Source organism: Pseudomonas flexibilis, from assembly GCF_000802425.1.
Lineage (GTDB): Bacteria > Pseudomonadota > Gammaproteobacteria > Pseudomonadales > Pseudomonadaceae > Serpens > Serpens flexibilis.
Genome location: NZ_JRUD01000001.1, coordinates 103,182 through 129,947 on the forward strand (window position 1 = coordinate 103,182; position 26,766 = coordinate 129,947).

Annotated in this window: 20 protein-coding genes, 1 tRNA gene and 1 riboswitch; of the genes, 7 read left to right on the forward strand and 14 right to left on the reverse strand. The window is 65.3% G+C overall.

Translation table 11 applies throughout. The features are described 5' to 3' along the window. Nucleotides 1-51 precede the first annotated feature (51 nt). On the forward strand, nt 52-1,473 hold the full coding sequence (gene hldE / locus SF06_RS00430; RefSeq protein WP_039559247.1) for a bifunctional D-glycero-beta-D-manno-heptose-7-phosphate kinase/D-glycero-beta-D-manno-heptose 1-phosphate adenylyltransferase HldE: 1,422 nt from the start codon (nt 52-54) through the stop codon (nt 1,471-1,473). 27 nt (nt 1,474-1,500) lie between these two features. After that, nucleotides 1,501-3,504, forward strand: a complete 2,004-nt coding sequence (locus SF06_RS00435) for an acyltransferase family protein (RefSeq protein ID WP_234703288.1) — start codon at nt 1,501-1,503, stop codon at nt 3,502-3,504. Nucleotides 3,505-4,801: 1,297 nt separating this feature from the next. Here the strand turns inward: SF06_RS00435 and SF06_RS00445 are convergent. Next, on the reverse strand, nt 4,802-5,653 hold the full coding sequence (locus SF06_RS00445; RefSeq protein ID WP_039559250.1) for a BUD32 family EKC/KEOPS complex subunit: 852 nt from the start codon (nt 5,651-5,653) through the stop codon (nt 4,802-4,804). Nucleotides 5,654-5,806: 153 nt separating this feature from the next. Here SF06_RS00445 and SF06_RS00450 point away from each other — a divergent pair, with 153 nt between their 5' ends. Beyond that, a complete protein-coding gene (locus SF06_RS00450; RefSeq protein ID WP_039559251.1) occupies nt 5,807-7,087 on the forward strand; it encodes an acyl-CoA dehydrogenase family protein in 1,281 nt (426 codons plus the stop codon). A gap of 9 nt (nt 7,088-7,096) precedes the next feature. After that, on the forward strand, nt 7,097-8,302 hold the full coding sequence (locus tag SF06_RS00455; protein WP_039559252.1) for an acyl-CoA dehydrogenase family protein: 1,206 nt from the start codon (nt 7,097-7,099) through the stop codon (nt 8,300-8,302). A 167-nt stretch (nt 8,303-8,469) separates the two neighbouring features. On the opposite strand, the gene SF06_RS00460 is transcribed toward SF06_RS00455, so the two are convergent. The 9 genes from SF06_RS00460 to SF06_RS00500 form a co-directional block, all read right to left on the reverse strand. Continuing rightward, nucleotides 8,470-9,153: a PqiC family protein gene (locus SF06_RS00460; RefSeq protein ID WP_039559314.1), complete on the reverse strand. Its 684-nt coding sequence runs from the start codon at nt 9,151-9,153 to the stop codon at nt 8,470-8,472. Between the two features lie 164 nt (nt 9,154-9,317). Beyond that, complete coding sequence (parC, locus tag SF06_RS00465; protein WP_039559253.1) at nt 9,318-11,570, reverse strand: DNA topoisomerase IV subunit A; 2,253 nt, start codon at nt 11,568-11,570, stop codon at nt 9,318-9,320. A 9-nt stretch (nt 11,571-11,579) separates the two neighbouring features. After that, on the reverse strand, nt 11,580-12,104 hold the full coding sequence (locus tag SF06_RS00470) for a retropepsin-like aspartic protease family protein (RefSeq protein WP_039559256.1): 525 nt from the start codon (nt 12,102-12,104) through the stop codon (nt 11,580-11,582). After that, nucleotides 12,101-13,084, reverse strand: a complete 984-nt coding sequence (locus SF06_RS00475) for an esterase-like activity of phytase family protein (RefSeq protein WP_175610508.1) — start codon at nt 13,082-13,084, stop codon at nt 12,101-12,103. The genes SF06_RS00470 and SF06_RS00475 overlap by 4 nt, the downstream gene beginning before the upstream one ends. Then, the gene (parE, locus tag SF06_RS00480; RefSeq protein WP_039559259.1) at nt 13,081-14,970 is read right to left on the reverse strand and encodes a DNA topoisomerase IV subunit B; all 1,890 of its coding nucleotides are present in this window, start codon (nt 14,968-14,970) and stop codon (nt 13,081-13,083) included. Before parE ends, SF06_RS00475 begins: the two co-directional genes overlap by 4 nt. 15 nt (nt 14,971-14,985) lie before the next feature. Further along, nucleotides 14,986-15,603 carry a YqiA/YcfP family alpha/beta fold hydrolase gene (locus SF06_RS00485; protein WP_039559260.1) on the reverse strand — a complete coding sequence of 206 codons (618 nt, stop codon included), beginning with the start codon at nt 15,601-15,603 and terminating at the stop codon, nt 14,986-14,988. A 105-nt stretch (nt 15,604-15,708) separates the two neighbouring features. After that, a complete protein-coding gene (gene cpdA / locus SF06_RS00490) occupies nt 15,709-16,524 on the reverse strand; it encodes a 3',5'-cyclic-AMP phosphodiesterase (protein WP_039559262.1) in 816 nt (271 codons plus the stop codon). A gap of 102 nt (nt 16,525-16,626) precedes the next feature. Next, nucleotides 16,627-17,073: a DUF1249 domain-containing protein gene (locus SF06_RS00495; protein ID WP_407681088.1), complete on the reverse strand. Its 447-nt coding sequence runs from the start codon at nt 17,071-17,073 to the stop codon at nt 16,627-16,629. Nucleotides 17,074-17,075: 2 nt separating this feature from the next. Continuing rightward, nucleotides 17,076-17,693 carry an NUDIX domain-containing protein gene (locus SF06_RS00500; RefSeq protein ID WP_027589043.1) on the reverse strand — a complete coding sequence of 206 codons (618 nt, stop codon included), beginning with the start codon at nt 17,691-17,693 and terminating at the stop codon, nt 17,076-17,078. Nucleotides 17,694-17,826: 133 nt separating this feature from the next. Here SF06_RS00500 and SF06_RS00505 point away from each other — a divergent pair, with 133 nt between their 5' ends. Beyond that, complete coding sequence (locus SF06_RS00505) at nt 17,827-18,543, forward strand: DUF3298 and DUF4163 domain-containing protein (protein WP_039559264.1); 717 nt, start codon at nt 17,827-17,829, stop codon at nt 18,541-18,543. 62 nt (nt 18,544-18,605) lie between these two features. Here SF06_RS00505 and SF06_RS00510 read toward each other — a convergent pair. Next, nucleotides 18,606-18,680 (reverse strand) — tRNA-Thr (locus tag SF06_RS00510). Between the two features lie 164 nt (nt 18,681-18,844). Beyond that, nucleotides 18,845-20,725 (reverse strand): phosphomethylpyrimidine synthase ThiC, encoded by a 1,881-nt coding sequence (gene thiC, locus SF06_RS00515; RefSeq protein ID WP_027589041.1) that lies wholly within the window; start codon nt 20,723-20,725, stop codon nt 18,845-18,847. Nucleotides 20,726-20,827: 102 nt separating this feature from the next. Next, a riboswitch (TPP riboswitch) is annotated at nt 20,828-20,934 on the reverse strand. A 113-nt stretch (nt 20,935-21,047) separates the two neighbouring features. On the opposite strand from thiC, the gene SF06_RS00520 reads away from it, so the two are divergent. Continuing rightward, nucleotides 21,048-22,487 carry a TolC family outer membrane protein gene (locus SF06_RS00520; RefSeq protein ID WP_039559267.1) on the forward strand — a complete coding sequence of 480 codons (1,440 nt, stop codon included), beginning with the start codon at nt 21,048-21,050 and terminating at the stop codon, nt 22,485-22,487. Nucleotides 22,488-22,611: 124 nt separating this feature from the next. Here the strand turns inward: SF06_RS00520 and SF06_RS00525 are convergent, their stop codons facing one another. Further along, nucleotides 22,612-24,087 carry a histidine kinase gene (locus tag SF06_RS00525; protein WP_039559268.1) on the reverse strand — a complete coding sequence of 492 codons (1,476 nt, stop codon included), beginning with the start codon at nt 24,085-24,087 and terminating at the stop codon, nt 22,612-22,614. Nucleotides 24,088-24,292: 205 nt separating this feature from the next. Between SF06_RS00525 and serB the strand changes: the two genes are divergently transcribed. Beyond that, the gene (gene serB, locus SF06_RS00530) at nt 24,293-25,507 is read left to right on the forward strand and encodes a phosphoserine phosphatase SerB (RefSeq protein WP_039559269.1); all 1,215 of its coding nucleotides are present in this window, start codon (nt 24,293-24,295) and stop codon (nt 25,505-25,507) included. A gap of 139 nt (nt 25,508-25,646) precedes the next feature. Here serB and thiO read toward each other — a convergent pair whose 3' ends face one another. Then, nucleotides 25,647-26,741: a glycine oxidase ThiO gene (gene thiO / locus SF06_RS00535; RefSeq protein ID WP_039559271.1), complete on the reverse strand. Its 1,095-nt coding sequence runs from the start codon at nt 26,739-26,741 to the stop codon at nt 25,647-25,649. Nucleotides 26,742-26,766 lie beyond the last annotated feature (25 nt).

The following is a 26,766-nucleotide window of genomic DNA, read 5'->3' on the forward strand; positions in this document are numbered from 1 at the left end:
GCTGCCGTCGTGCTAGAATCGCGCGCATTTTCGCGCCCTTCTGGAGTCCTCATGCAGCTGTCCATGCCCCGTTTCGATCAGGCCGCCGTGCTGGTGGTCGGTGATGTCATGCTCGACCGCTACTGGCATGGCGGGACTTCGCGTATTTCTCCGGAGGCGCCGGTGCCGGTGGTCAAGGTCGAGCATCGGGAAGACCGTCCTGGCGGTGCGGCCAACGTGGCCCTGAATATCGCTGCTCTAGGCGCACCGGTCCGCCTGATCGGTGTTACTGGCAAGGACGAGGCCGCTCATTGCCTGGAGCAGAGCCTGGCGGCTGCTGGCGTGGTCACCCGCTTCCAGCGCATCGACAGGCAGCCGACCATCGTGAAACTGCGCGTTCTGAGTCGCAGCCAGCAGTTGCTGCGCATGGACTTCGAAGAACCCTTCGAGACCGATACCGCGGCGTTGATCGCTGAAGTCGAGCAGCAACTGGCCGGGGTCAAGGTGCTGGTACTGTCCGACTACGGCAAGGGCGCGCTGCAGAATCACCAGGCGCTGATCCAGGCGGCCCGCGTGCGCGGCATCCCGGTGCTGGCCGACCCCAAGGGCAAGGATTTCTCCATCTACCGCGGTGCCAGCCTGATCACTCCCAACCTTTCCGAGTTCGAAGCGGTGGTGGGCCGTTGTGCTGATGAGGCCGACCTGGTGGCCAAGGGCAACCGATTGATGGCTGAGCTGGAGTTGGGCGCGTTGCTGGTGACCCGCAGCGAGCATGGCGTGACCCTGCTGCGCCCTGATCATCCGGCCCTTCATCTCCCAGCGCGGGCGCGCGAGGTGTTTGATGTCACCGGCGCGGGGGACACGGTGATTTCCACCCTGGCTGCCGCGCTGGCCGCGGGTGAGGAGCTGCCCCAAGCGACGGCGCTGGCCAACCTGGCTGCCGGCATCGTCGTCGGCAAGTTGGGCACCGCAGCCATCAGCGCGCCGGAGCTGCGGCGTGCGGTGCAGCGCGAAAAGGGCTCCGAGCGCGGTGTGCTGGGTCTTGAGCAACTCAAGCTGGCCATCGAAGATGCCCGTGCGCAGGGCGAGAAAATCGTCTTCACCAACGGTTGCTTCGACATCCTGCATGCCGGCCATGTCACCTATCTCGAACAGGCCCGCGCCCAGGGCGACCGACTGATCGTGGCCGTCAACGGTGATGCCTCGGTGACGCGCCTGAAAGGACCGGGGCGTCCGATCAACGCCGTCGACCGCCGCATGGCGGTGCTGGCCGGCCTTGAAGCGGTGGATTGGGTAACCAGCTTCGACGAGGACACCCCGGAGAACCTGCTGCACGCATTGCGCCCGGATGTGCTGGTCAAGGGCGGCGACTATGGCATCGAAGGTGTGGTTGGCGGCGACTTCGTGCGCTCCTACGGCGGCGAGGTAAAGGTGCTGGGGCTGGTGGAGAACAGCTCCACCACTGCCATCGTTGAAAAAATCCGAAAAAGATAATTGCCCGCTAAATGGGTAAGTGCGCTCATGGGAGCGCTCAGTGCTGTCTCATTCAAGGAAATGCCTTTGGCTACCGGTTCGAAGTTGGTGACGTCGAGTAAGGAGTTTCGCTCGGATATTAACGGCCTAAGGGCGTGGGCGGTTGTTTCGGTCGTTCTTTACCATTTTGGTGTGCCAGGCGTTCAAGGCGGCTTTGTCGGCGTTGACGTGTTCTTCGTGATTTCCGGATTCTTGATGTCCGGGATTATTCTGAACGGCATGGAGGCCGGACGATTTTCACTGTGGCGCTTCTATTGGGCGCGTGCGCGCCGCATTATCCCGGCCCTGGTCGTCTTATGCGCAGCGGTGCTTTGTCTAGGCTGGTTCCTTTTGATGTCCAGCGAGTATCAGGCGCTTGGCCGCCACGCAAGGGATAGCCTATTCTTCACGTCAAATCTGCAGTACTTGAGCGAAAGCGGCTATTTTGATAGCGACTCGCACGAAAAGTGGCTACTGCACACATGGTCGCTCTCTGTGGAGTGGCAATTTTATTTGCTGTTCCCTTTGCTTCTGTTGTTAGTTGGCAAAATCTTCAACGCGCCACGAGCCTTTGTGGCGGCCGTGATTGCTTTGTTTGCCGCATCCTTGTTCTGGTGTCTGGTATTGACCTACAACCAGCCGGATGCGGCTTTTTTCAAACTTGAGTCCAGGGCATGGGAGATGCTTGCGGGTGCGGCTCTGTTTGTTTGCAGAGTGTCGCTCGGTACACAGATTCAGAGGCGTGTCGCTTCCGGGCTTGGCTTGGTGCTGATAGCGGCCTCCGTGGTTATCTTTACGCCTGAAAGCCTGTGGCCGGGGTGGGGAGCTGCCCTTCCCGTTGCCGGTGCGGTACTGGTCCTGCTGGCTCGTGATGAGGACTCGATATGGACCAGCAGCGGCTTGGCGCAATGGTTGGGAGACCGCTCCTATTCGATATACCTGTGGCACTGGCCTGTTGTTGTGTCTCTGGCCTATTTCGGAGTTGACGAGCAGTATTTCTGGATGCTGCTGGGAGTATTGATTTCGCTGGGCCTCGGTCATTTCTCCTACTTGCTGGTTGAAGTGCCTTCGCGAAACTTTCTGAGTCGAAAAAACGCTGATTTTCGTGGCTTCTTGTGGCTATCTTTTTTGGCTGTCACTGTCATGGTTGCCAGCCAGTACGTTCGCAAAACCGGCGTTGTCGATCGTCTTCCCGAGGAAGTTCGCGCGGTTGATTCTGCACGTCTTGATGTCAATCCTCGGAGAGATGAGTGTCAGGATGCCCGGGCGTCCTGTATTTATGGCGGAGACCAGTTGGAAATTATCGTTGTAGGGGATAGTCATGCGGACACGATTGTCACTGCGGTGATGGACAGCTTGGACGAGCCGGCAGGCGTTCTTTACAAGGGCGAAAGCGGTTGCCTCGTTATGCACGGGGCAAAAAGAACCAAGGAGCACAAGGACTGCGAGCGGCTGAACCGCTGGGTTCTTGAGGAGCTTCCAGGAGTGCTTCCCGGTAAGCCCGTATTGCTGGTGAATGCGCTATCCGGGTATGCGCTTGGTTCAGGCGACTCATATGAAAATGTGGGGCGTCCAAGCGTCTACTTTCAGCAGGAGTATCTGCTTTCTTCTGCGAGATTCCGAGAAGAGTTCAGGCAGGGATACATCGATACGGCCTGCAGAATCGCGCAGGCACACCCTCTCTATGTGATGCGACCTCTTCCCGAGATGCCTGGCCATGTCCCCAATGTTATCGGTCGAGCAATGCTGCGTGGCAGCTCGATAGAAATCCATCAGACGTTGCAGGATTATCGTAAGCGGAACGATTTTATCTGGAGTCTCCAGGATGAAGCGGCTGAAAAATGTGGTGTCACCATCCTTGATCCGCTGCCTTATCTGTGTGGCGATGGCCGTTGTGCGGGCGCGAAAGATGGCGTGCTGTACTACTCGGATACAGATCACCTGACGCAAAGCGGCAACCGCCGTTTGATTCCACTTTTTTCAGATGCTTTTAAGCAAAATAAGGATCTCTGATCGTCAGATTCCCTTCGAGCCATTGTTGAAGTTAGCTGCGCGCCAGCAGTCGGGAACCCTTGGACCTCTGCCTGAAAATCCGCCGCCGCGCTTTAAAATTTTGGGCTGGTGGGGAATAACTTTTCCACGGCGATCGTGGAAAAGATTAGAAATAAGTAATTTTCACGTGGTGAATGAATTTCTAAGGGGAAGGAAATGAGGCGCTCGCGCAAGCTGTTTTTTATTGCTATGAGCGCGATTCTCGATATAGGGAGAATTTGATATTCTTTCTTTCGGTTGCCTATCGTTCGGATCTGGATTTCTTCTTGATAATCTCGGGGGCGTGCTCCGTCATTATTCCGGAGTGGAGTAATTTAAGACTGTTTTATGTGGAAAATAAAAACCACGATTGCGGTGGCTGCTCGTCGGTTGTTAGGCAGCTTAAAGAGCAGCTTTATGGATATGAATATTATATTTTTGTGAATTCTTCTGTCCGTGGGCCTTTTTTGCGGTTTGCTGGGATGAATTGGGTTGATTGCTTTTTAAGATTTATTTCTTCTGATATTGGTCTGGTTGGAAGTGGCATAAATATACTTCCCGAAAAATCCAAGTACTCCGAAATGATGCGGAGTAATTACGATTACTTCGCGCCATATTCTCATGTTCAAACGACAGTATATGTTTTGAGTGGGTAGGCGTTTCGCCATTTGGTTGCTGTTTTTTTTGGCTGGCTGATGCTCTACCAAAGGATGAGCTTATTTGCTACTACGAGGTGGGGCTTTCTCAAGAGGTTAAGACGGCGGGTTGGAATCTTGCGGCTTGTCTGGAGCGCTATAATTCAATTGATTACCGGCTTCCGCATGATGATATCAATCCCACTTCTCGAAAGGGTGATCCACTCTATAAAGGAGCTCATTTTGGGCGGACTGCCAGCTGTGATGAGCTTGTTTTTATAAAAGCAAATAGAAATTTAATTGGTGACTTTTGTTTGTATCTAAGGACTTGGCGAGAATTGCGTAGGGTTAAAAGTCCGTTGGTTGTTGGTGGGTGTGAATATAGAAGGCTTAGGCGTTATTTGCTTTTAAAGACGCTATGCTTACCGCTTCTTTCTCTTTGGAGGAAGGCGGCACGGGAAAAGTAATGTATTTCCTGGTTCTTGAAATTCATTGTGAAAAATTTTAGCGAAGCGTTTGTTTTCTCAATCACAGTGCTGCCCGCATCTCTCCGGCGAGTCGACGATTGACGTCTCCGCTTGCTCCTACTCCCAATAAATGGAGCCGCTGAGGTTGGGGTCGAGAGTCTCCGACTTGGGGCTTGTTTATTTCAGCAACTTCGATCCCCGAAGCCCCTGCCTGAAAATCCGCCGCCGCGCCTTGCGGTTGACGATGGTGTGCTTGGCGGCCTGGTAGGCGGCTTCGAACTGGTCGGTGTCCAGTGCTGCCAGTCGTTCGCGGTAGGGGCGTACGATGGCGTCGAATTGCGCCTCGCTGAGGAAGTCCCTGAAGGTGGCTTTCAGCGTGCCGTAATACAGCTGCCCGAAGATAAGACCCAGCACCGCATCGATGTGCGGGCTCGTGCCGAAGCAGCAGCTTTCGAAGTCGATGAAGGTCAGGCGCAATGGGTCCTGGGGGCTCAGCATCAGATTGCCCAGCCAAAGGTCCAGCGGGTAGGCCCGTTTCCCATGCAGGTCCAGCACGGCTTCGCACAGCGTGGCGAGCAGCTCGGGAGCGCGCTCGGGGTGCCGGCCCAGCCATTCAGCGCCGTCGCACTGACCGTCCAGGTATTCGTAGATCAGGCAAAGGGCATCGACCAGGCCGGCACGGGTGCGATAGCCGTAGCCCAGCAGGCGCGGGCAGGGAATGCCCAGCGCCTCGGCCTGGAGATGATTGACCAGCTCCACCAGCTCCCAGTCCAGTCCTTTGCCGGGCGAGGGAAGTCCAAAGGTGATGCGCAGGCGGCGGCTCAGGCTGCGGATCGGCGTGGTCTTGATGAAGCAGTGGCCAAATGCCGATTGGTGGGTGGTCAGTCGCCGGCCGTCTTCCAGCCTATCGAACTGGTCGGCAATCGAAGCCAGCAGTTCGGCATCGGGCGCCTGGTAAAGCTGGAAGCGGATGCCCTGGTGGTTCAGGTGGACGGGTAGGCTGGGGTGCTGGCCAGCAAGGTACGGCATGACGAATCCTTGAAGGGGCCGGAAACGGGCCGGCATTTTCGCACAGTGCGATCCCGCTGGCTGCCCTGCCATGCGGCTGCGGCAGGCGAGTCATAGGCGCCCTCAACCCCCACACGCATCATCCTGGTTCTCCGCCGAATCGGGACGATATCCATGACCACCACCCTCCAGGGCCACGCCCTGGCCCTGCTCAATCGCCTGGCCCGGGCCGACTGGCCGGATCGATTCAAACTGCGCAAGCCGCTGGAAGGCCTGTTGCTACGTGGCAGTCGCGCCGGCTTCCGACTGGCCGGGCGCCGGTCCGCTCACGGGTCCACGCGGCCGCTGCTGAGCGGGCCTGGGGAACTGTTCGACCTGTCGCTGAGCGAGGAACAGCAACTGCTGCGCGACATGCTGGCCCCGTTCGCCGTCGAGGTCATGCGCCCGGCGGCGCTGGAGGCGGATGCGCAGGGTAACCTTCCCCCGGCGCTGCGAGCGCAGGCGGCTGCCCTCGGGCTGGTGCATTACGGCGTGCCGGAGTCCATGGGCGGGCTGGCCGGTGGCCCGACAGCGCTGACCACGGCCCTGCTGGCCGAAACCCTGGCCCAGGGGGATCTGTCCCTGGCCGCCGCCTTGCTGCAGCCGCTGTCGGCGGCCCATTGCCTGCGCCGCTGGGGCAGTACCGAGCAGCAGCAACGCTGGTTGCCGGCCTTGCTGCACGAAGATGCACCGCACTATGCCCTGGCCATCGAGGAGCCGCAGGTGCTGGCCGATCCCGCACGGCCCGCCACCCGCGCGCGCAAGCGCGGCGGGCAGTATCGGCTCGATGGCGAAAAGTGCCTGGTGCTGCAGGGTGGGCAGGCCGACTGGCTGATCGTCTCGGCCCAGTGCAGCGACGGGCCGGCGCTGTTCCGGGTGTCGGCCGACGCCGACGGCCTCTCGCGCCAGCCGGAGCCGGCCATGGGGCTGAAGGCCTGCGCCACCACTCGCATCCGCCTGCGTCAGGTGAAGGTCGAGCGTGACGCCCGGCTTGCGGGGCGCGGCTTCGATCATCGGGTCTTTCTCGATCTGTCCGCCCTCGGCTGGTGCGCCCTGGCGGTGGGCACCTGCCAGGCGGCGCTCGACTACGTGATCGCCTACTGCAACGACCGCCACGCCTTTGGTGAGCCCATCAGCCACCGTCAGGGCGTGGCGTTCAGCATCGCCGACATGGCCATCGAGCTGGAGGGCATGCGCCTGCTGCTCTGGCGGGCCTGCGCGCGCGCCGACCGGGGGCTGGATTTCCAGGAGCAGGCCTGGCGCGCCCGGCTGTTCTGCAGCGAACACGCCCCGCGCATTGGTAGCGCCGCGGTGCAACTGCTGGGTGGGCATGGCTTCACCCAGGAACACCCGGTCGAGCGCTGGTACCGGGACCTGCGCGCCGTGGGCGTGCTCAACGGCGCAATGCCGCTCTGAGGATCAGCCATGTATCTGGAAACTCCGCGAAAATTCCGCGCGCTGGTCAGCCAGGCGCACCAGGTGGCGGCGAACTACCTGCGACCGCTGTCCCGCACCTACGACCGTGCCGAGCATGCCTACCCCAAGGAGCTGGACATGCTTGCCGCGCTGCTCGACGGCATGAATGCCGGCGCGCCGGAGGCGGTGGGAGCTGGCGCGGCGGGCAAGCGCAGCGAGGGCGCTGCCGACGGCGTACGCAATGGCGGCAACCTGTCCGCCTGCCTGGCGGTGATGGAAATGTGCTGGGGCGATGTCGGCCTGCTGCTGTCCATGCCGCGCCAGGGGCTGGGCAATGCCGCGATCGCTGCCGTGGCCAACGAGGAGCAGCGCCAGCGCTTTGCCTCTGTCTGGGCCGCCATGGCCATCACCGAACCCGGCTGCGGTTCGGACTCGGCGGCCATCCGTACCACGGCGGTGCGCGACGGCGACCACTACGTGCTCAACGGCGAGAAGATCTTCGTCACCGCTGGCGCGCGGGCCGATGCCGTGGTGGTCTGGGCGACCCTGGACCGCAGCCTCGGGCGGGCCGCCATCAAGTCCTTCGTGGTGGAAAAGGGCACGCCGGGCATGACCGTGACCCGGCTGGAGAAGAAGCTCGGTATCAAGGCTTCGGACACCGCCTCGATCAGTTTTCAGGATTGCCGGGTGCCCGCCGCCAACCTGCTCGGCAGCCCCGAGATTGATACGCAGAAGGGCTTTGCCGGGGTGATGGAAACCTTCGACAACACCCGGCCGCTGGTGGCCGCCATGGCGGTGGGCCTGGCGCGGGCGGCGCTGGATCGCAGCCGTACGCTGTTGGAAAAGGCAGGATGTCGCTTCGACCGCCAGCGCCCCCTGCTGGTGCTGCAGCACGCCGAAGCCTGCTGGCATCGCTACGAAGCGGAGTGGGAGGCGGCGCGGCTGCTCACCCTCAAGGCAGCCTGGATGGCCGATAACCGAATGCCGAACTCGAAGGAGGCCTCGATTGCCAAGGCCAAGGCCGGCCGCATGGTCGGCGAGGTGACCCTTGGCTGCTTGGCGCTGGTGGGGGCGCAGGGTTATGGCGAGGACGAGCTGCTGGAGAAGTGGGCGCGCGATGCCAAGATTCTCGACATCTTCGAGGGCACTCAGCAGATCCAGCAACTGATCATTGCCCGCCGGCTGCTCGGCAAGAGCTCCGCCGAACTGAAGTAGGGCCACGTGGGGCGGGCCGCCGGTAGGGTGCACACGGCGGCCGGAAAAGGCGCCGACCGCTCTACGGATCGGCCAGGCGTAGGGTGGTCAACGCAGCGCGTTGGCCACCATGAGGATCACCGCAACGGTGACCGGCAATGGGCGGTGCAGACCCTCGCCGTCCAGCCTCAGAACCGATAGATCTCCACGTCGGTCCGCAGCGGCTCGACGGTGGGAATCTGCGGAGCCTGAGGCTCGCTCGGGCGTGCCTTGCGGGCGGCGACGATCTGCCGCGACAGCGGCTCGATGGCGCCGGCGAGCTGCTCGGCCAGTTGCTGCAGCAACTGGCTCTGGGCGCGGATCTGGTCGGCGGTGCTGCCCTGGTGTGCCGCCTCCAGGCGCACCAGGCGACTGTCGCGCAGCTTGCCGTTGCGGTCCAGCAGGCGCCACTGGCCTTCCAGCACGGCCGGCTTCTGTGGACCGGAGTCCAGCCGGGAAATGCTCAGGCGCACTTCAATATCCGGCTCGAAACCGGCGGCCGGTTCCAGGGCGACGCGCTGGCCGCTCAGACGGCCGGCCAGGCGTTGCAGCATGACATTGTCGATGTTGTCGCCCAGATTGCCGGCCCAGCGGGCACCGAGGTCGGGCACCAGACTGCCATCGGCCTGGCGCTGCAGCACCGCATCGCTCTGGTTGAGGTAGTCGGCCAGGTCCACCGGTTCCAGCAGGACCATCAGGCCGGAGGCCTTTTCCTTGATTGTCGGACTGCCGCTGTCCAGCTGAAAGAGCACGGCGGGCGGGCGGCTGATACAACCTCCCACCGCCAACAGTCCTGTCAGCAGCGACAGCGCCGCAAAGCGCATGTACTTCATCATTCACCCAGAAGGCCGCAAGGGGCGGCCGGATTGGCAGCAAGCTGGGCCGGCGGGTTTCGCCGGCCCGTGATTCTAATGTGCGGTCAGGTCGCCACGTGACGCCAGGGGCGTGCAGGCGGGGCGGCTGGCGCTTGGTGCCGGGCATTCTCCCAGCACTACCCTCAGATTTCCACCTGCAGCGCGTCGACCCGCTGGAAGCCGCGCGGCAGCTTGTTGCCGCGCCGCCCACGTTCGCCCTGGTAGTGGGCCAGATCCTCGCCCTTGAGTGTCAGCGTGCGCTTGCCAGCCTGCAGCACCAGGTTGGCGCCTTCGGGCAGCACGGCCAGCGCGGTGACGTATTCCTCGCGGGAGGCCACGCGGTCGGCGGGAATGCTGATCAGCTTGTTGCCCTTGCCCTTGGGCAGCTGCGGCAGCTCGGCGATGCGGAACAGCAGCAGGCGGCCGTCGCTGGTGGCCGCTGCCAGCCAGTCCTGTTCGCGGTTGCTCAGCGGTAGCGGCGGCAGCACCTTGGCGCCGGTCGGCAGGGTGAGCAGGGCCTTGCCGGCCTTGTTCTTGGCCTGCAGGTCGTCGCCCTTGGCGACGAAGCCGTAGCCGGCATCCGAAGCCATGACATACAGCGCCTCGTCGTCCGGCAGCAGTACGCATTCGAAGCTGGCGCCGGGCGGTGGGGTCAGGCGACCGGTCAGCGGCTCGCCCTGGCCGCGCGCGGAAGGCAGCGAATGGGCGGCCAGCGAATAGCTGCGCCCGGTGGAGTCGATAAACACCGCGTACTGGTTGGAGCGGCCCGGCGCAGCGGACTTGAAGCTGTCCCCGGCCTTGTAGGACAGCCCGGCGGCATCCACCTCGTGGCCCTTGGCGCAACGCACCCAGCCCATCTCGGAGAGCACCACGGTGACCGGCTCGGACGGCAGCAATTCGGTCTCCGACAGCGCGCGGGCCTCGGCGCGCTCGATGATCGGCGAGCGGCGCGCATCGCCGTAGGTCTCGGCGTCCTCCAGCAGCTCCTTGCGCACCAGCTTCTTCAGCTTGGTCTCGCTGCCCAGCAGGGCCAGCAGCTTCTCGCGTTCCTTGGCCAGTTCGTCCTGCTCGCCGCGAATCTTCATTTCCTCCAGGCGGGCCAGTTGGCGCAGCCGGGTGTCGAGGATGTAGTCGGTCTGCAGATCGCTGAGGCCGAAGCGCTCCATCAGCACCGGCTTGGGCTGATCCTCGTTGCGGATGATGGCGATCACTTCGTCGAGATTGAGGAAGGCGATCAGCAGGCCTTCCAGCAGGTGCAGGCGTTTCTCCACCTTGTCCAGGCGGAACTGCAGGCGGCGGCGCACGGTGCCGATGCGGTAGGTCAGCCATTCGCCGAGCAGGGTGCGCAGGTCCTTGACCTGCGGGCGACCGTCCAGGCCGATGACGTTCATGTTCACCCGGTAGCTGGATTCCAGGTCCGTGGTGGCGAACAGGTGACGCATCAGGTCTTCCACGTCCACGCGGTTGGAGCGCGGGATGATGACGATGCGGCAGGGATTCTCGTGGTCGGATTCGTCGCGCAGGTCCGCGACCATCGGCAGCTTCTTGGCCTGCATCTGCGCGGCGATCTGCTCCAGCACCTTGGCGCCGGAGACCTGGTGCGGCAGCGCGGTGATCACCACATCGCCATCCTCCACGCGGTACACGGCACGCATGCGCACCGAGCCGCGGCCGGTTTCGTAGACCTTGAGCAGGTCGGCGCGTGAGGTGATCACCTCCGCCTCGGTGGGAAAATCCGGGCCGGGTACGTGTTCGCACAGTTGCGCCACCGTGGCGTTCGGCTCGTCCAGCAGGCGCACGCAGGCTGCGGCCACTTCGCGCAGGTTGTGGGGCGGCACGTCGGTGGCCATGCCCACGGCGATGCCGGTGGTGCCGTTGAGTAGCAGGTTGGGCAGGCGTGCCGGCAGTACCGCCGGTTCTTCCAGCGTGCCGTCGAAGTTGGGCACCCAGTCGCTGGTGCCCTGGCCCAATTCGCTGAGCAGCACCTCGGAATAGCGCGACAGGCGCGCCTCGGTATAGCGCATGGCGGCGAACGACTTGGGATCGTCCGGCGCGCCCCAGTTGCCCTGGCCGTCCACCAGGGTGTAGCGGTAGCTGAACGGCTGGGCCATCAGCACCATGGCCTCGTAGCAGGCCGAATCGCCGTGGGGGTGGAACTTGCCGAGCACGTCACCCACGGTACGCGCCGACTTCTTGTGCTTGGCGTCGGCGTTCAGGCCCAGTTCGCTCATGGCGTAGACGATGCGGCGCTGCACCGGCTTGAGGCCGTCGCCGATGTGCGGCAAGGCCCGATCCATGATCACGTACATGGAATAGTTCAGGTAGGCCTGTTCGGTGAACTCGGCGAGGGAGCGGCGCTCCACGCCATCCAGGCTGAGGTCGAGGGTTTCGCTCATGGTGGGGCCCTAGTTTGAAAAGTACTGGCGCAGCAGCAGGGTGCCGTCGCGCTGCGTGAATTCGAGTTGGCGCAGGGCGCTCATGCCCAGCAGCACCTGGTCGTTGCCCATCCCCGGGGCGATCAGTGCGCGTACATCGGTGAGCACGATGTCGCCCAGTTGCAGGCGTTCCAGGCGCGTGCGATAGCCGGTGGCGCGGCCGTTGGCGGTGAGCAGCTCGATGGGCGCGCCGCGCTCCAGGCCGAGCGTCTCCACCAGCGATTCCGGCACGGCGACGTCGGTGGCGCCGGTGTCGAGCAGGAACAGCACCGGCTGGCCGTTGATGCGCCCGCTGGCGCGGAAGTGGCCGTGGCCGTCGCCTTGCAGGCGCACTTCGATATGGCTGGCGCTGTGCAGCGAGGCCGGCGCCGGGTTGGGGTTGTAGCGCGACTCTTCCCACTGGGCGAAGAAGCGCGTGGCCAGCAGCATGCCGGCGCCCCAGGCGAGCAGCAGCATGATGCGCCCCAGGTGCTTGCCGGGTGGTGCGCTGCTCACGGCGTCGCCCCCCAGCCGCCTTCCGGTGCGGCGAAGTGCCAGAGCATTGGCCGGCGCTCGCCGTCGCCCCGCGCCAGTTCGCCGTTGTCGATCAGCACCCAGGCGCCCTTTGCGTCGAGCCACAAACCTTCCGCGACGCCGTGTGGCGCCCCGTAGCGGCGGTCCTCGCCGAGCGTGGCATCGGCAAACGACCAGCAGCGCTCTGCCTGGCCGGTGGACAGCGAGCGCCGGCAGATCTGGTGGGTCATGCGTTCCAGCGTATAGAGGCGCTCTTCATGAAAGGCCAGATCGCTGAAGTCCAGCGGCTGCGGACGGGTCAGGCCGCTCTGCGCGGGCGGCGGTTCGAAGCCCCCCTCGCTGAGCAGCACGCAGCCGCCGTTGCAGCTCCAGTCGGCCTGCTGGCGATGCAGCACCAACAGGCCACGGCGCTCGCGCTCGGCGGCCAGCCACAGGCGCTGGCTGGCCGGGTCGACCGCAATGCCTTCGAGAAAGGCGTTGTGGCGCTGCAACAGGCCGGCGCCCCGGGCCTGACTGATCAGCGCCGGCGGCAGCTTCAGCCAGCGGGCCGGACCGACCGGGGGAATCATCAGCACGCCGAGGCTGGCCTCGCTGACCAGGTAACGGTTACCGCTGCCATCGCAGGTGATGCCCTCGAAATCCAGCATGCCGCCGCGCACCCAGCCGATCAGCCGCTGGCCCTGCCGCAAGCCCCAGGGCAGGCCGGAGGGTGGCGGTGGCGGGGCGCTGAAGCGTTCTTCCTCGACGGTCCAGCTCTGCTCCCCGGGCACCAGGCGATACAGGCGATCGTCGTCGCGGTCGGAAACCGTCCAGAAGCCGTCGCCGCACCAGGCGAGTCCCGACAGGTTGCCGCGCGGCACGCCATCGACGGGATGCTCGCCTGCCAGTTGCAGTTGCTCGGTGGCGGCGACAGGGACCGCACCGGCCAGCAGCAGGCCGGCCAGCAGCCAGCGGCGAATCAAACCGCGACCTCGGCCAGGTTGCCCTTGCTTTCCAGCCAGCTCTTGCGGTCGCTGGCACGCTTCTTGGCAAGCAGCATGTCCATCACCTGCCGGGTGTCCTCGAAGTCGTCCAGGGTCAGCTGCACCAGGCGGCGGGTATTCGGGTCCATGGTGGTTTCCCGCAGCTGCGGCGGGTTCATCTCGCCCAGGCCCTTGAAGCGCGTGACCTGCGGCTTGCCGCGGCGTTTCTCGGCGGTCAGGCGCTCGAGGATGCCGTCGCGCTCGGCCTCGTCCAGGGCATAGAAGACGTCCTTCCCCAGGTCGATGCGGTACAGCGGTGGCATGGCCACGTAGACGTGTCCGGCCTCCACCAGGGTGCGGAAGTGCCGCACGAACAGGGCGCACAGCAGGGTGGCGATGTGCAGGCCGTCGGAGTCGGCGTCGGCGAGGATGCAGACCTTGCCGTAGCGCAGCTGGGACAGGTCGTCGGAGCCCGGGTCGAGGCCGATGGCCACGGCGATGTCATGGACTTCCTGGCTGCCCAGCACCTCGCCGCCGTCCACTTCCCAGGTGTTGAGGATCTTGCCGCGCAGCGGCAGGATCGCCTGGAACTCCTTGTCGCGGGCCTGCTTGGCGCTGCCGCCGGCGGAGTCGCCCTCCACCAGGAACAGTTCGGCGCGCAGCGGGTCCTGGCCGGCGCAATCGGCCAGCTTGCCGGGCAGCGCCGGGCCCTGGGTAATCTTCTTGCGCTCGACCTTCTTGCTGGCCTTCAGGCGCCGGCCGGCGTTGCTGATGGCCAGCTCGGCCAACTGCAGGCCCTGCTCGGGATGGGCGTTGAGCCACAGGCTAAAGGCGTCCTTGACCACCCCGGAGACGAAGGCGGCCGCCTCGCGGGAGGACAGGCGTTCCTTGGTCTGGCCGGAGAACTGCGGCTCCTGCATCTTCATCGACAGCACGAAGACGATGCGTTCCCAGACGTCCTCGGGCGCCAGCTTGACGCCACGCGGCAGCAGGTTGCGGAACTCGCAGAACTCGCGCATGGCGTCCAGCAGGCCCTGGCGCAGGCCGTTGACGTGGGTGCCTCCCTGCGCGGTGGGGATCAGGTTGACGTAGCTTTCCTGCACCGCCTCGCCGCCCTCGGGGAGCCATAGCAGCGCCCATTCCACGGCTTCGCGCTCGCCGGCCAGGTTGCCGCAGAAGGGCTCTTCCGGCAGGCGGGCGAACGCGCTGACGGCGTCGATCAGGTAGGAGCGCAGGCCATCCTCGTAGCACCATTCGATGCGCTCGCCGCTGTTGCGGTCGTCGAACACCACCGACAGCCCGGGGCAAAGCACCGCCTTGGCCTTGAGCACATGCTTGAGGCGGCTGACCGAGAACTTCGCCGAATCGAAGTACTTGGCGTCCGGCCAGAACTGCACGCTGGTGCCGGTGTTGCGCTTGCCGACCGTGCCGATGATCTCCAGGTCGCTGGCCTTGAAGCCGTCGGCGAAGGTCATGCGGTATTCGTTGCCGTCGCGGCGCACCCGCACTTCCACACGGGTGGACAGCGCGTTCACCACGGAAATGCCCACGCCGTGCAGGCCGCCGGAGAACTGGTAGTTCTTGTTGGAGAACTTGCCGCCGGCATGCAGCTTGGTGAGGATCAGCTCGACGCCGGGGACGCCTTCCTCCGGGTGGATGTCGACCGGCATGCCGCGCCCGTCGTCGATCACTTCCAGCGAGTTGTCGGTGTGCAGGATGACCTGCACCGATTTCGCGTGGCCGGCCAGCGCCTCGTCGACGCTGTTGTCGATGACTTCCTGGGCCAGGTGGTTGGGGCGGGTGGTGTCCGTGTACATGCCCGGGCGCTTGCGCACCGGATCGAGGCCGGAAAGGACTTCAATGGCGTCGGCGTTGTAAGTGGCCATGGGCTCTCTAGTTCGTCAAAGATCGGAAAAATCGTGGTCGCGCCACAGGCCGGGATCAAAGCCGGCGAAGGCGAGCAGCGCGGGCAACTGAGCGGCAAAGCCCTGGTAGCTGTGGTCGCCACAGGGCTGGATGCGCAGCGCGCAGGCCCGGTACCAGGCCTGGGCCTGGCGGTAGTCGAGGGTCTCGTCAGCGGTCTGCAGCCACACCTGGAAGCGCCGCGGGTCCTGGGGTGCGGGCACTTCCAGTGCGGCCAGCGCCTGGATGTGCTCCAGGGTCAGCTGCCAGGTTTCGCCGCTGTAGAGGTTCTGCTGCGGACCGAGGTGGCCGTCGAAGCGCGTGTGGGGCAGCACGGCCGGGTTGATCAGCAGGGCCTTCAGCCCGTGGCGCTCGGCCAGGTGCGTGGCGTAGTAGCCGCCCAGCGAGCTGCCGATCAGCAGCGGCGCGCCCAGTTCGGCGATGGCCTGCTCGCACTGGGCGATGGCTTCACGCGGGTGGTGATGGAGGGCCGGCACGCGCAACTGCCCGGCGACGCCCAACTGCTCGCAGGCATGCACCAGCTGGCGGGCCTTCTTCGAAGCCGGCGAGCTGTTGAAGCCGTGCAGATAGAGGAGGGTGGGCAGTTGGCTGGCCATGCGCGCGTTCGATAACGGAAGTGGGGTGGGTGGGCAAGGCTAAAGCGCACAGGCACGCGCTGCAAGCCGAGTCCGGCGCTGCCTGTATCGGCCGCGCCGGGATGCTCAATAGCCCCGCACGTTGTAATCGATATCGAAGGCGATGCCCTCTACCCGCGAAACGCCGGTTTCCAGCTCGCCGTCCGGGTGCAGGCGCAGCCAGCGATAGCCCGGTGACTGGTCGCCGACCTTGAAGTGATCGCTGCCCGGCGCGAACTGCACGCAGGTGGAGGGCGAGCCCAGCAGGCGCACGCCGGAGCGCATGGAGTCGAATTCCTGATGCACGTGGCCCCAGAGCAGGGCGCGTACCTGCGGCCGGCTGTCAAGCACGGCGAACAGCGCCTCGGCATTGTCCAGGCCGATGCGGTCCATCCAGGCGCAGCCGATCGGCACCGGGTGATGGTGCAGGCAGATCAGCGCCGGGCGCTGCGGCTGTTCGTCCAGCGCTCGCGCCAGCAGATCCAATTGGTTGTCGCACAGATGGCCGTGCACCGCGTCCGGCACGGCGGTGTCCAGCAGCACGATGCGCCAGGCGCCGCAATCCACGACGGGCTCGAGGAGCGGGCTGTCGCCGGCGATGCCGCGCAGCGGGTCGTGCAAGTCGTGGTTGCCGGGAAACGCGCGCAGTGGCGCGGGAATCCGCGCGGTCATCTGCAGAAAGGCCTGGTAGGAGGCGCCCGAGCCGTCCTGGGACAGGTCACCTGTGGCCAGCAGCAGGTCGATGTGCGGCTGCTCGTCAAGCACCCGGTCGATGACCCGCGCCAGGCTCTCGGCGGTGTTCATGCCCAGCAGGCGACCGCTGGGGTCGGCGAAGAGGTGGCTGTCGGTCAGCTGAACCAGCGATACCGGGGCATCCGGTGTGGAGTCAGTCAGGCTCGGCAAGGCATGCGCTCTCGTGCAATGGAGTCGGGATTATCGAGATGGGCAGGGGTGCCGGCAAACCCGAAAAGCGGAAGTGGTTCACACCATGAGGGGGCGGAATTGTTACAGAACCGGCTCCAGTTCATGGCCGAGCGCCTGGCAGTGGCTCAGCCATTCGCCGAGGAACAGGTTGAGCTGGGTCTTCTCGTCCGGCTGGTGCATGGCTTCGTTGGGGTAGGGATAGCGACCGAGGAAGCGCCGCGACTCGGCAGCGCCGACTACTTCGGCCATGCGTGCGTCGTGGTACACGCGTACCTCCAGTTGCGGCGCCGGCAGCCAGGGCAGGCCGTTTTCCTGGCGCACGCGCAGGCTGGTGGTATAGGGGCAGTTCTCCAGCACGTCAACGGCCAGCACGCCGAGCAGGTGCTCGCCCTGGCTCAGCGCCACGCGGCGTACGCGCGGGCTGGCGGTGCGCATGTCCGGCAGCAGCTTCATCAGGCGCTGGTAATTGGCTTCGCAGCTGGCCTGCAATTCGCACAGGTCGACCCGATAACGTTCGCGTCCGGTCACCATCAACTCCAGGCACCCCGCACTTCGTCGCGATTGAGGGCCAGCCACTGCAGGGCGATCAGGCTGGCGGCGTTGTCGATCAGGCCGTCCTTGAGCGCGCGCAGGGCGTCCGCGTAGGACAGCACATGCACGCGGATGTCCTCGCCTTCCTCGGCCAGGCCGTGCACCCCACCGGCGGCGCTGCTGTCGCAGCGGCCCAGGTACAGGTGCACGCGTTCGTCGGAGCCGCCGGGCGACGGGAAGTACTCGGTGATCGGCCACAGGCGATCCAGCGTCAGGTCGGCTTCCTCTAGAGCTTCGCGGTGCGCGACCTGCTCCGGCTGTTCGCCTTCCTCGATCAGGCCCGCCACCAGCTCCAGCAGCCAGGGGCTGGTTTTCTTGCCCAGCGCGCCGACGCGGAACTGCTCGATCAGCACCACCTCGTCGCGCAGCGGGTCGTAGGGCAGCACGCAGACCGCGTCATGGCGCACGAACAGCTCGCGGCTGATCAGCGGCCCCATGCCGCCTTTGAACTGGCGATGGCGCAGGTGCAGGCGATCGAGACGGTAGAAACCGCGGAAGCAGTGCTCGCGTTGCACGACTTCGACCGCGTCGGCATCGGCCTTGAAGAAATCGGACATGAAAGCCATCCAGGCGCAGTGGGAAAACTGTCGAACATCCTAGCGTGACCTGGTGTCGGCCGCAGCCACTTTGCCGATGAGCGACGGCGTGCCAAGCTGAATGACCTTCAATGCCGGTCAAGGGATTCGCCACATGCCTAAGCTCCTTGTGCTTGTCAGTTTCCTCCTGCTCAGTGCCTGCCAGTTGCTGCCCCTGGGCGGGCAGGCGCGTTATGAACGCCAGGCGTGGGAGGAGCGGCCAGCCGGTTGCCGGGGCGAAGCCTGCCCGCTGGTCAACATCGACACCCTGCATTTTCCCGACGAGCCCGCGCTGGATCGGCTGATCGAACAGCGGCTGCTGGAAATGACCCGCCTGCATGCCAACGATCCGCTGCCGGCTTCGCTGCGTGAGTATCAGCGCAGCTACCTGAGCGGCGCCGAGCCGGAGCAGACCAGCTACCTGCAGGCGCAGGTACGCGAGCAGCATGACGGGCTGATCGTCATCGAGCTGTCCAGCTACCAGTACACCGGGGGTGCCCACGGCCTGCCCGGACGGGGCTTCATCAACTACGAGCGGCGCGGTGATCGCGAGCTGCAGCTGGCGGATCTGCTACTGCCCGGCCAGGAAGCCGCGTTCTGGTCGCTGGCCGCCGAGGCGCACCAGCGCTGGCTGGTGGAGAAGGGGCATGCCACCGACAAGGAGTTCGTCGCCTTCTGGCAGTTCCAGCCGACCCGCAACATCGCGCTGCTCAGCGACCGGGTGCTGCTCAAGTATGACGTATACAGCATCGCGCCCTATGCCAGTGGCCATCCGGAACTGAGCATTCCGAAAGAGCAACTGCGCGGCATTCTGAAGCCGCAGTATCTGTAGGGCGTTGCTCTACAGCGTCCAGAAACAAGAAAGCCCGCACGAGGCGGGCTTCTTGGGGCATCTGGAGCCCATGGGCGGATTTGAACCGCCGACCTCTCCCTTACCAAGGGAGTGCTCTACCCCTGAGCTACATGGGCGAATGGGCGCGCATTCTAGTCAGGTGTTTTTGGGAAATCCAGAGAAAAATTAAAGGGTTGGGAAAATGCTTTGCCGTGGGAGCGGCTTCAGCCGCGATGCTTTCGTGCGGGTCGACGCCAGAAGCATCGCGACTGAAGTCGCTCCTGCAGGTCCTGCCAGGCGCTTATACCTGCTTGTAGATCACCGAGCCTTCGTCGCGGAAACGCCCGGCCTGTTCGGCGAAGCCGGCCTCGATGGCCTTCTGCTCGTCGGTCAGGCCGTGCTCTGCGGCGTAGTCGCGCACTTCCTGGGTGATCTTCATGGAGCAGAACTTCGGCCCGCACATGGAGCAGAAGTGCGCCACCTTGGCCGACTCCTTCGGCAGCGTCTCGTCGTGGAAGGCGCGCGCGGTGTCCGGGTCCAGGCCCAGGTTGAACTGGTCCTCCCAGCGAAACTCGAAGCGCGCCTTGGACAGGGCGTTGTCGCGGATCTGCGCGCCCGGGTGACCCTTGGCCAGGTCGGCGGCGTGGGCGGCGATCTTGTAGGTGATGATGCCGGTCTTCACGTCATCCTTGTTCGGCAGGCCGAGGTGCTCCTTGGGGGTGACGTAGCAGAGCATGGCGCAGCCGAACCAGCCGATCATCGCGGCGCCGATGCCGCTGGTGATGTGGTCGTAGCCGGGGGCGATGTCGGTGGTCAGCGGGCCGAGGGTGTAGAACGGCGCCTCGTCGCAGCATTCCAGCTGCTTGTCCATGTTCTCCTTGATCAGTTGCATCGGCACATGGCCCGGGCCTTCGATCATGGTCTGCACATCGTGCTTCCAGGCGATCTTGGTCAGCTCGCCGAGGGTTTCCAGCTCGCCGAACTGCGCGGCGTCGTTGGCGTCGGCGATCGAGCCCGGACGTAGGCCGTCGCCCAGCGAGAAGCTGACATCATAGGCCTTCATGATTTCGCAGATTTCCTCGAAGTGGGTGTAGAGGAAATTCTCCTGGTGGTGCGCCAGGCACCACTTGGCCATGATCGAGCCGCCCCGGCTGACGATGCCGGTGACGCGCTTGGCGGTCAGCGGCACGTAGCGCAGCAACACGCCGGCGTGGATGGTGAAGTAGTCCACGCCCTGCTCGGCCTGCTCGATCAGGGTGTCGCGGAACAGCTCCCAGGTCAGCTCCTCGGCGATGCCGCCGACCTTCTCCAGCGCCTGGTAGATGGGCACGGTGCCGATCGGTACCGGCGAGTTGCGGATGATCCACTCGCGGGTTTCGTGGATGTGCTTGCCGGTGGACAGGTCCATGACGGTGTCCGAGCCCCAGCGGATGCCCCAGGTCAGCTTGGCTACTTCTTCTTCAATCGAAGAGCCCAGCGCCGAGTTGCCGATGTTGCCGTTGATCTTCACCAGGAAGTTGCGGCCGATGATCATCGGCTCGAGTTCCACGTGGTTGATGTTGGCCGGGATGATGGCGCGGCCGCGCGCCACTTCCTGGCGCACGAACTCGGGGGTGATTTCCTTGGGAATGGCGGCGCCGAAGCTCTGTCCGGCGTGCTGTTCCTTGAGCAGGCCGGCCTCGCGGGCCTCGGCCAGCTTCATGTTCTCGCGGATGGCGACGAATTCCATTTCCGGCGTGATGATGCCCTTCCTGGCGTAGTGCATCTGGCTGACGTTGTGCCCGGCCTTGGCGCGGCGCGGATTGCGCACATGGGCGAAGCGCATGGCGGCCAGTTCCGGATCGGACAGGCGACGCTGGCCGAACTCGGAGGACAGGCCCGGCAGCTTTTCGGTGTCGCCGCGGTCCTCGATCCAGGCGCTGCGCACGTCCGGCAGGCCTTTGCGCACGTCGATGCTGGCGGCCGGGTCGGTGTAGGGGCCGGAGGTGTCGTAGACGGTCACCGGCGCGTTGCTCTCGCCGCCGAAGGCGGTGGGCGTGACATCCAGGCTGATCTCGCGCATCGGCACGCGGATGTCGGGGCGCGAACCCTGGACATAGATCTTGCGCGAACGCGGAAAGGGCTGAACGGACTGCTGGTCGACCCGGGCGCTTTCACTCAGGTGCTGGGGGGTGCTGTTCATCGGCGGCTCCTCGGCTGAATGTCGGAGTGAACCTGATGCAGCGGCGAGGCGGCCCGGAGACCGTGGGGTGAACACCGATGGGGTGTCCAGAGGTCCGCCGGGAGGCAGACACATCTTGTTCCCTACGCAGGCGCTAACCTGATCAGGTTCAACGGGATCCGGAACTGTCCGATCTCAGCCCACGATTCTGGGCACCCCGACAAGAACAGCGGGGAGTCTACGCAAGCCCTGGCACAAACTCCAATGCTGTCGCGTCATGGCCATTGACCCCCGTCGACCGACCCACATAGCCTTGCCGATCTTCAGGCATTCAGGAACGAACATGCTGCGTAGACTCACTCTCGCGTTCGCCATCTCGGCCGCCCTGCCAGGATTGGCCGTGGCCCAGGAGCCCCTCAAGAGCGACCTGCTGAGCGTCTATCAGCAAGCCGTGGAGAACAATGCCGATCTGGCGGCGGCACGCGCCCGCTATCAAGCCGTGCTGGAGCGGATTCCCCAGGCCCGTGCCGGGCTGTTGCCGCAGTTGTCGGCAGGGGCGTCCTATACCGATACCGACTCCGAGGTGGACACCGTCTTGCGGGGGCGTCAGTCAGTGGGCGCCAGTGCACTGGTCTATCAGGCGACCCTGAGCCAGCCGTTGTTCCGCGCCGATCGCTGGTTCCAGCTGCAGGCCGCCCAGGCGAGCGGTGAGCAGGCTGGCCTGGAATTCTCCGCCAGCCAGCAGGATCTGATCTTCCGCAGCGCCGAGGCGTACTTCGCGGTGTTGCGCGCCCAGGACAGTCTCGCCGCAGTGAAGGCCGAGGAGGCCGCGCTCAAGCGTCAGCTGGACCAAGCCAACGAGCGTTTCGAGGTCGGCCTATCCGACCGCACCGACGTGCTGCAGGCGCAGGCCGGGTACGACTCGGCGCGCGCCGGTCGCCTGCTGGTCGAGCGCCAGGTGCGGGACGCCTTCGAGAACCTCGAGGCGCTGACGGCGCGTCCCTACAGCCGCCTCGACGGTATTCGCCACAGCCTGCCGGTGCTTGCACCGGTGCCCAACGAGGCCAGCCAGTGGGTGGAAACCGCCGCCCGCCAGAACCTCAACCTGCAGGCCAGCCACTACGCGGTCATCGCCGCCGAGGAAAATGTGCGCCAGCGCCGCGCCGGTCATGCGCCGACCCTGGATGCCGTGGCTCAGTACCAGACGGGGGACAACGACGGCCTGGGATTCAGCAACGCCACGGACGTCCCCGGGCTAAGTCTGCCCCGCTACGCTGGCGATGCCTCGCGAAGCAGCATTGGCCTGCAGCTGAACATCCCGCTGTTCAGTGGCGGCCTGACCACCGCCCAGGGCCGTGAGGCCCAGCAGTTGCTGGCCCAGGCCGAGCAGCAGCGCGAAGGTTTGCGCCGCCAGGTGGTGCAGAACACCCGCAACCTGTTCCGGGCGGTAAACACCGATGTCGAACAGGTGCAGGCCCGGCGCCAGGCGATCATCTCCAGCCAGAGCGCGCTGGAGGCCACCGAAATCGGCTACCAGGTGGGCACCCGCAACATCGTCGACGTGCTGGATGCCCAGCGTCTGCTGTACGCGACCGTGCGCGACTACAACAACGCCCGCTACGACTACATCCTCGACAACCTGCGCCTGAAGCAGGTGGCCGGCACCCTCAGTCCCGCCGACCTGCAGGCGCTATCCGCCTACCTGCAGCCGGACTACACCCCGGACCGCGATTTCCTGCCGCCCGACCTGGCGCCCAAGCGGCAGGGGCCGGCGCAGCTGTAGCCGGCGAGCGAGAAAACCGGGGAATTCCCTGTGGGAGGGGCTTCGGCCGTGGGTGGGGCTGCCGTCGCGGCCGAAGCCGCTGCTACGAAAGCCATCCGGCCTCGTGGCAAAAACGGCAAGCGCCCTACGCCTGTCCTTCGCGCAGTTCGCTGAAGCGGCCGAGCTGGCGCTCGATCAGCGCCGGATAGGGCGGCAGCAGGCTTTCCACGCAATAGGCGCCCGGCGGGTTGCTGGTCGGGCGCAGGCGTGCGCGCTCGCGAATCGGCGCGGCGACCCCCAGCTGGGCGTCGGTGAGCAGCAGGGTGCGGCTGTGCTGGGCCAGTGCCAGGGCCTGCTGGGCCGGTTCGCTGAGTAGCAGATCGCCCTGGCCGATGCGCTCGGGCAGGGCGCCACCGCACAGGCTGAGCTGCAGCTGGGGCACCTGGCCGGTGTCGGCCATCTGCAGCTGCAGCGAATGGCCAAGCGCGCGCAGCAGTTCCCCGCAGCACAGCGCATGACCCAGGTAGTCGTCGTCATGGCGCTGATGGAACAACACCAGGCTGCTGCCGTCGCGCAGGATGTGCAGCTCGCCCTGGTAGAGACTGCTGGCCTGCTCCAGGCAGTGCCGATAGCGGTCCAGCAGGTCGACCAGGCGCTGGCGGGGCAGACGGCGCAGCTGATCCTGCTGGCCGATCTGCACGGCCAGCACGGCGCAGGCACTGGCATCGGAGCGGGCAGCCAGGGCAGGGGCGGCGAGATCCTCGTCGAGCGCCACCTCGTCCAGATCCAGAAACGGATCGTCCTCGTCCAGGCTATGGGCCATGGCGCGCTGTGGGCGCGGGTTGCCCGGTTCGGGTTGCCAGGCCGCTTCGAGCTCAGGCTCGTCATCCAGGGCCAGCTCCGGGTCCGCCTCCGGGTCCAGGTCAAGCTCCTGCTCGGGTTCTGGCGCGGGCTCGGGGAGCGGGGCCAGGCGCGCCTGCAGTGAACGCGCCAGCTCGCCGATCTCGTCCTGTCGCTGCGACCCAGGTGCCAGCCCCTGGGGATCGCGCACCCAGTGGCCGAGCGCGATCAGTGGGTTGGCCAGGCTGCGGCCCGCCAGCAGCGACAGCCAGAGCGCGGCCGCGAGCAGGATCAGGCTGAGCAACGCCATGCTCTGCAAGCCAAGGCTCAGGGGTTGACGGAAATGCTGCATGTCCAGGCTGATGCGCAACTGGCCGGCGAGCACCTCCTGGAAGCTGATAGGCGTGGCGAACAGGCCGTCAGTGGCGTCAGCCGGCCGGCTGCCGGCTTCGGCGAGGATGCGGTTGTCCGTGCTGTAGACGGCGGCGTGGGCTACCAGCGGGTTCTTCACCAGATTGCCCAACAGCACGTTGAGGCTGAGGATGTCGTTAGCCACCAGCAGGCTGGTGGCCGTTGCTGCGGTCTGGGTGACCAGCGTCTGACCGACCACATTGGCCTGTTGCTGGCTGGTCTGGCGCAGCTGCGTGCCGATCACCCAGGCGTACAGCAGCAGCACCAGGGCCACCATGCCCAGGCACAGGCCAGTGATGCGCAGGGGAACGGACAGGGTACGCCCACGCAGGGCGTCGAACAGTCGCAGGAACAGGTTGTCGGGTCTCACGGGCCGCGCATCTCGGCGATATAGGTCGCGGGAGTATACGGAATGCCCGGAGGCTGCCAAAGCACCCTGACGTGAATTGTGTCAAGGCTAAATGCCACCATTTTCGCGGGGTCTGGCGTCTCGCCCGCTGTGCGTCGGCATACCTTGCCGGCGCTTGGGGTAGAATGCGCGCCTTTCCGTTGCCCTTCGTCATGGGAGCTGCGCCTTGCGCGAAATCGTCCTGATCAACATCACCGGGGAAGACCGCCCCGGGCTGACCGCCGCCATCACCGGAGTGCTGGCCCAGGGCGGCGTGAACATCCTCGACATCGGCCAGGCCGTGATCCACGACACCCTGTCGTTCGGCATCCTGGTGGAGATGCCCGACAACGAGCGCGCCTCCGCAGCGCTCAAGGATGTGCTGTTCACCGCCTACAAGCTGGACCAGCAAGTGCGGTTCACGCCGGTCTCCGAGGCCGACTACCAGCACTGGGTGAACGGCCAGGGCAAGCCGCGCCATATCGTCACCCTGCTGACTCGCCAGGTGACTGCCGAGCAACTGCACCGGGTCAGTGCCATCACCGCCAAGTACGACCTGAACATCGACCATATCGACCGCCTGTCCGGGCGCATGCCGCTGGACATGCCGGTCGAGCGCGGCAAGGGCTGCATCGAGTTCTCGGTGCGCGGCGAGCCGGCCGATCCGGATGCCCTGCGTGCCGAGTTTCTCAGCGTGGCCCAGGAGCTGAACGTGGACATCGCGTTCCAGCGCGACTCGGTGTTCCGCCGCAACCGCCGTCTGGCGGTGTTCGACATGGATTCCACGCTGATCGAGGCCGAGGTGATCGACGAGCTGGCCAAGGCCGCCGGCGTAGGCGAGCAGGTGGCGGAGATTACCGAGCGCGCCATGCGCGGCGAGCTGGATTTCCGCGCCAGCTTCAAGGAGCGCCTCGGTCTGCTCAAGGGGCTGTCCGAGGACGTGCTGGCCGAGATCGGCGCCGGCCTGCGCCTGACCGAGGGCGCCGAGGTGCTGTTCGCCGAGCTCAAGCGCCTGGGCTACAAGACCGCGATCCTGTCCGGCGGCTTCAGCTACTTCGCCAAGCAGCTGCAGGCCAAGCTCGGCATCGACTACGTGTTCGCCAACGAACTGGAGATCGTCAACGGCAAGCTGACCGGCGTGGCCATCGAGCCGATCGTCGACGCCCAGCGCAAGGCCGACCTGCTGCGCCACCTGGCGGAAAAGGAAGGCCTGAGCCTGGAGCAGACCATCGCCGTGGGCGACGGCGCCAACGACCTGCCGATGCTCGGCCTGGCCGGCCTCGGCGTGGCCTTCCGCGCCAAGCCGCTGGTCAAGCAGTCGGCCAAGCAGGCGATCTCCACCCTGGGGCTGGACGGCATCCTGTACCTGCTGGGCTTCCGCGACCGCGACGGTCAGGAATAGGCCTTATACGGATGTGGGGCGGCCCTGCGGGGTGGGCGGTGGACAAGAAAAGCGTTGTCCACCCTACGGGTCGGTGGCCGCGCGTAGGGCGATCGGCGCCTTTTCGCCGCCATGTGCGCACCGCCCCCGGTGACCCCACTCAGCCCAACCGCTGATCCGGCGCATAGGGCGTCGGATCGATCGAAGGCGCGCGCCCCAGCATCAGATCCGCCAGCAGGCGGCAGGAGGCCGGCGCCAGCACCAGGCCGTTGCGGAAGTGCCCGCAGTTCAGCCACAGCCCCGGATGGCTGGCCAGTTCGCCGATGAACGGGATGCCGTCCGGCGAGCCCGGCCGCAGGCCAGCCCAGTGGCCGACCACCGGTGCGTTCGCCAGATCCGGTAGCAACTCGGCGGCCGTGGCGCGCAGGCTGTCCAGGGCATTCTCGGTGGTGGATTTGTCGAAGCCGCAGTATTCCAGGGTGCTGCCGACCAGGATGTGACCGTCGCGGCGCGGGATGGCGTAGCGGCGACCCGCCAGCACCATGCTCGGCAGGAAATCCGTGGCGCACTTGAACAGGATCATCTGCCCGCGCACCGGCTGGACCGGTAGCTGCACGCCCAGGGTGGCCAGCAACTCGCCGCTCCAGGCGCCGGCGGCCAGCACCACCTGGTCGGCGCGAAACTCCTGCGTCGCCGTGCGCACGCCGACCACTCGCCCGCCTTCCTGCACGAAGCCCTGCACCGGCTGCTGGCTGTGGATCTCCGCGTGGGCCAGGCGCTCCAGCGCCACGCGCAAGGCCTTCAGCAGGCGCGGATTGCGGATGTTGGCCACCCCCGGCATGTACAGCGCACGCTGGAAACGGTCGGCGAGGGCGGGGATGGTCCGCCGCACATCGTCGACCGGCACCCGTTCCAGGGTTCGCTCGAAACGGGCGGCCCAGGCCAGAGCCCGCTCCTCGTCCTCAACATCCATCCAGTACAGGCCGGTCACGTGCAGCTCGGGATCGACTCCGCTGTCCTGCAGCAACTGCGCCGTCAGCGCCGGGTAGGCGTCCTGCGCCTGCAGGGCCAGCGCCTGCACCGCCGCCGGATACCGCCACGGATACAGCGGCGAGACGATGCCACCCCCCGCCCAGGATGCCTCGCGACCCGGCTCGCCGCCTTCCACCAGGGTGACGCGCCGACCCGCGCCGACCAGCTTGTAGGCCGTCAGCAGGCCGATGATGCCGGCGCCGATTACCAGAACGTGTTGCACATTTCTCTCCTTGGGCGATTCAGCG

Bases quoted from the DNA above. Each gene is read 5' to 3' on its own strand.
- SF06_RS00460 (WP_039559314.1), bottom strand. From the start codon at position 9,153: ATGAAGTACATGCGCTTTGCGGCGCTGTCGCTGCTGACAGGACTGTTG.
- SF06_RS00450 (WP_039559251.1), top strand. From the start codon at position 5,807: ATGACCACCACCCTCCAGGGCCACGCCCTGGCCCTGCTCAATCGCCTG.
- parC (WP_039559253.1), bottom strand. From the start codon at position 11,570: ATGAGCGAAACCCTCGACCTCAGCCTGGATGGCGTGGAGCGCCGCTCC.
- parE (WP_039559259.1), bottom strand. From the start codon at position 14,970: ATGGCCACTTACAACGCCGACGCCATTGAAGTCCTTTCCGGCCTCGAT.
- SF06_RS00485 (WP_039559260.1), bottom strand. From the start codon at position 15,603: ATGGCCAGCCAACTGCCCACCCTCCTCTATCTGCACGGCTTCAACAGC.
- SF06_RS00520 (WP_039559267.1), top strand. From the start codon at position 21,048: ATGCTGCGTAGACTCACTCTCGCGTTCGCCATCTCGGCCGCCCTGCCA.
- SF06_RS00505 (WP_039559264.1), top strand. From the start codon at position 17,827: ATGCCTAAGCTCCTTGTGCTTGTCAGTTTCCTCCTGCTCAGTGCCTGC.
- thiC (WP_027589041.1), bottom strand. From the start codon at position 20,725: ATGAACAGCACCCCCCAGCACCTGAGTGAAAGCGCCCGGGTCGACCAG.
- SF06_RS00445 (WP_039559250.1), bottom strand. From the start codon at position 5,653: ATGCCGTACCTTGCTGGCCAGCACCCCAGCCTACCCGTCCACCTGAAC.
- SF06_RS00435 (WP_234703288.1), top strand. From the start codon at position 1,501: ATGGGAGCGCTCAGTGCTGTCTCATTCAAGGAAATGCCTTTGGCTACC.
- hldE (WP_039559247.1), top strand. From the start codon at position 52: ATGCAGCTGTCCATGCCCCGTTTCGATCAGGCCGCCGTGCTGGTGGTC.
- SF06_RS00455 (WP_039559252.1), top strand. From the start codon at position 7,097: ATGTATCTGGAAACTCCGCGAAAATTCCGCGCGCTGGTCAGCCAGGCG.
- SF06_RS00500 (WP_027589043.1), bottom strand. From the start codon at position 17,693: ATGTCCGATTTCTTCAAGGCCGATGCCGACGCGGTCGAAGTCGTGCAA.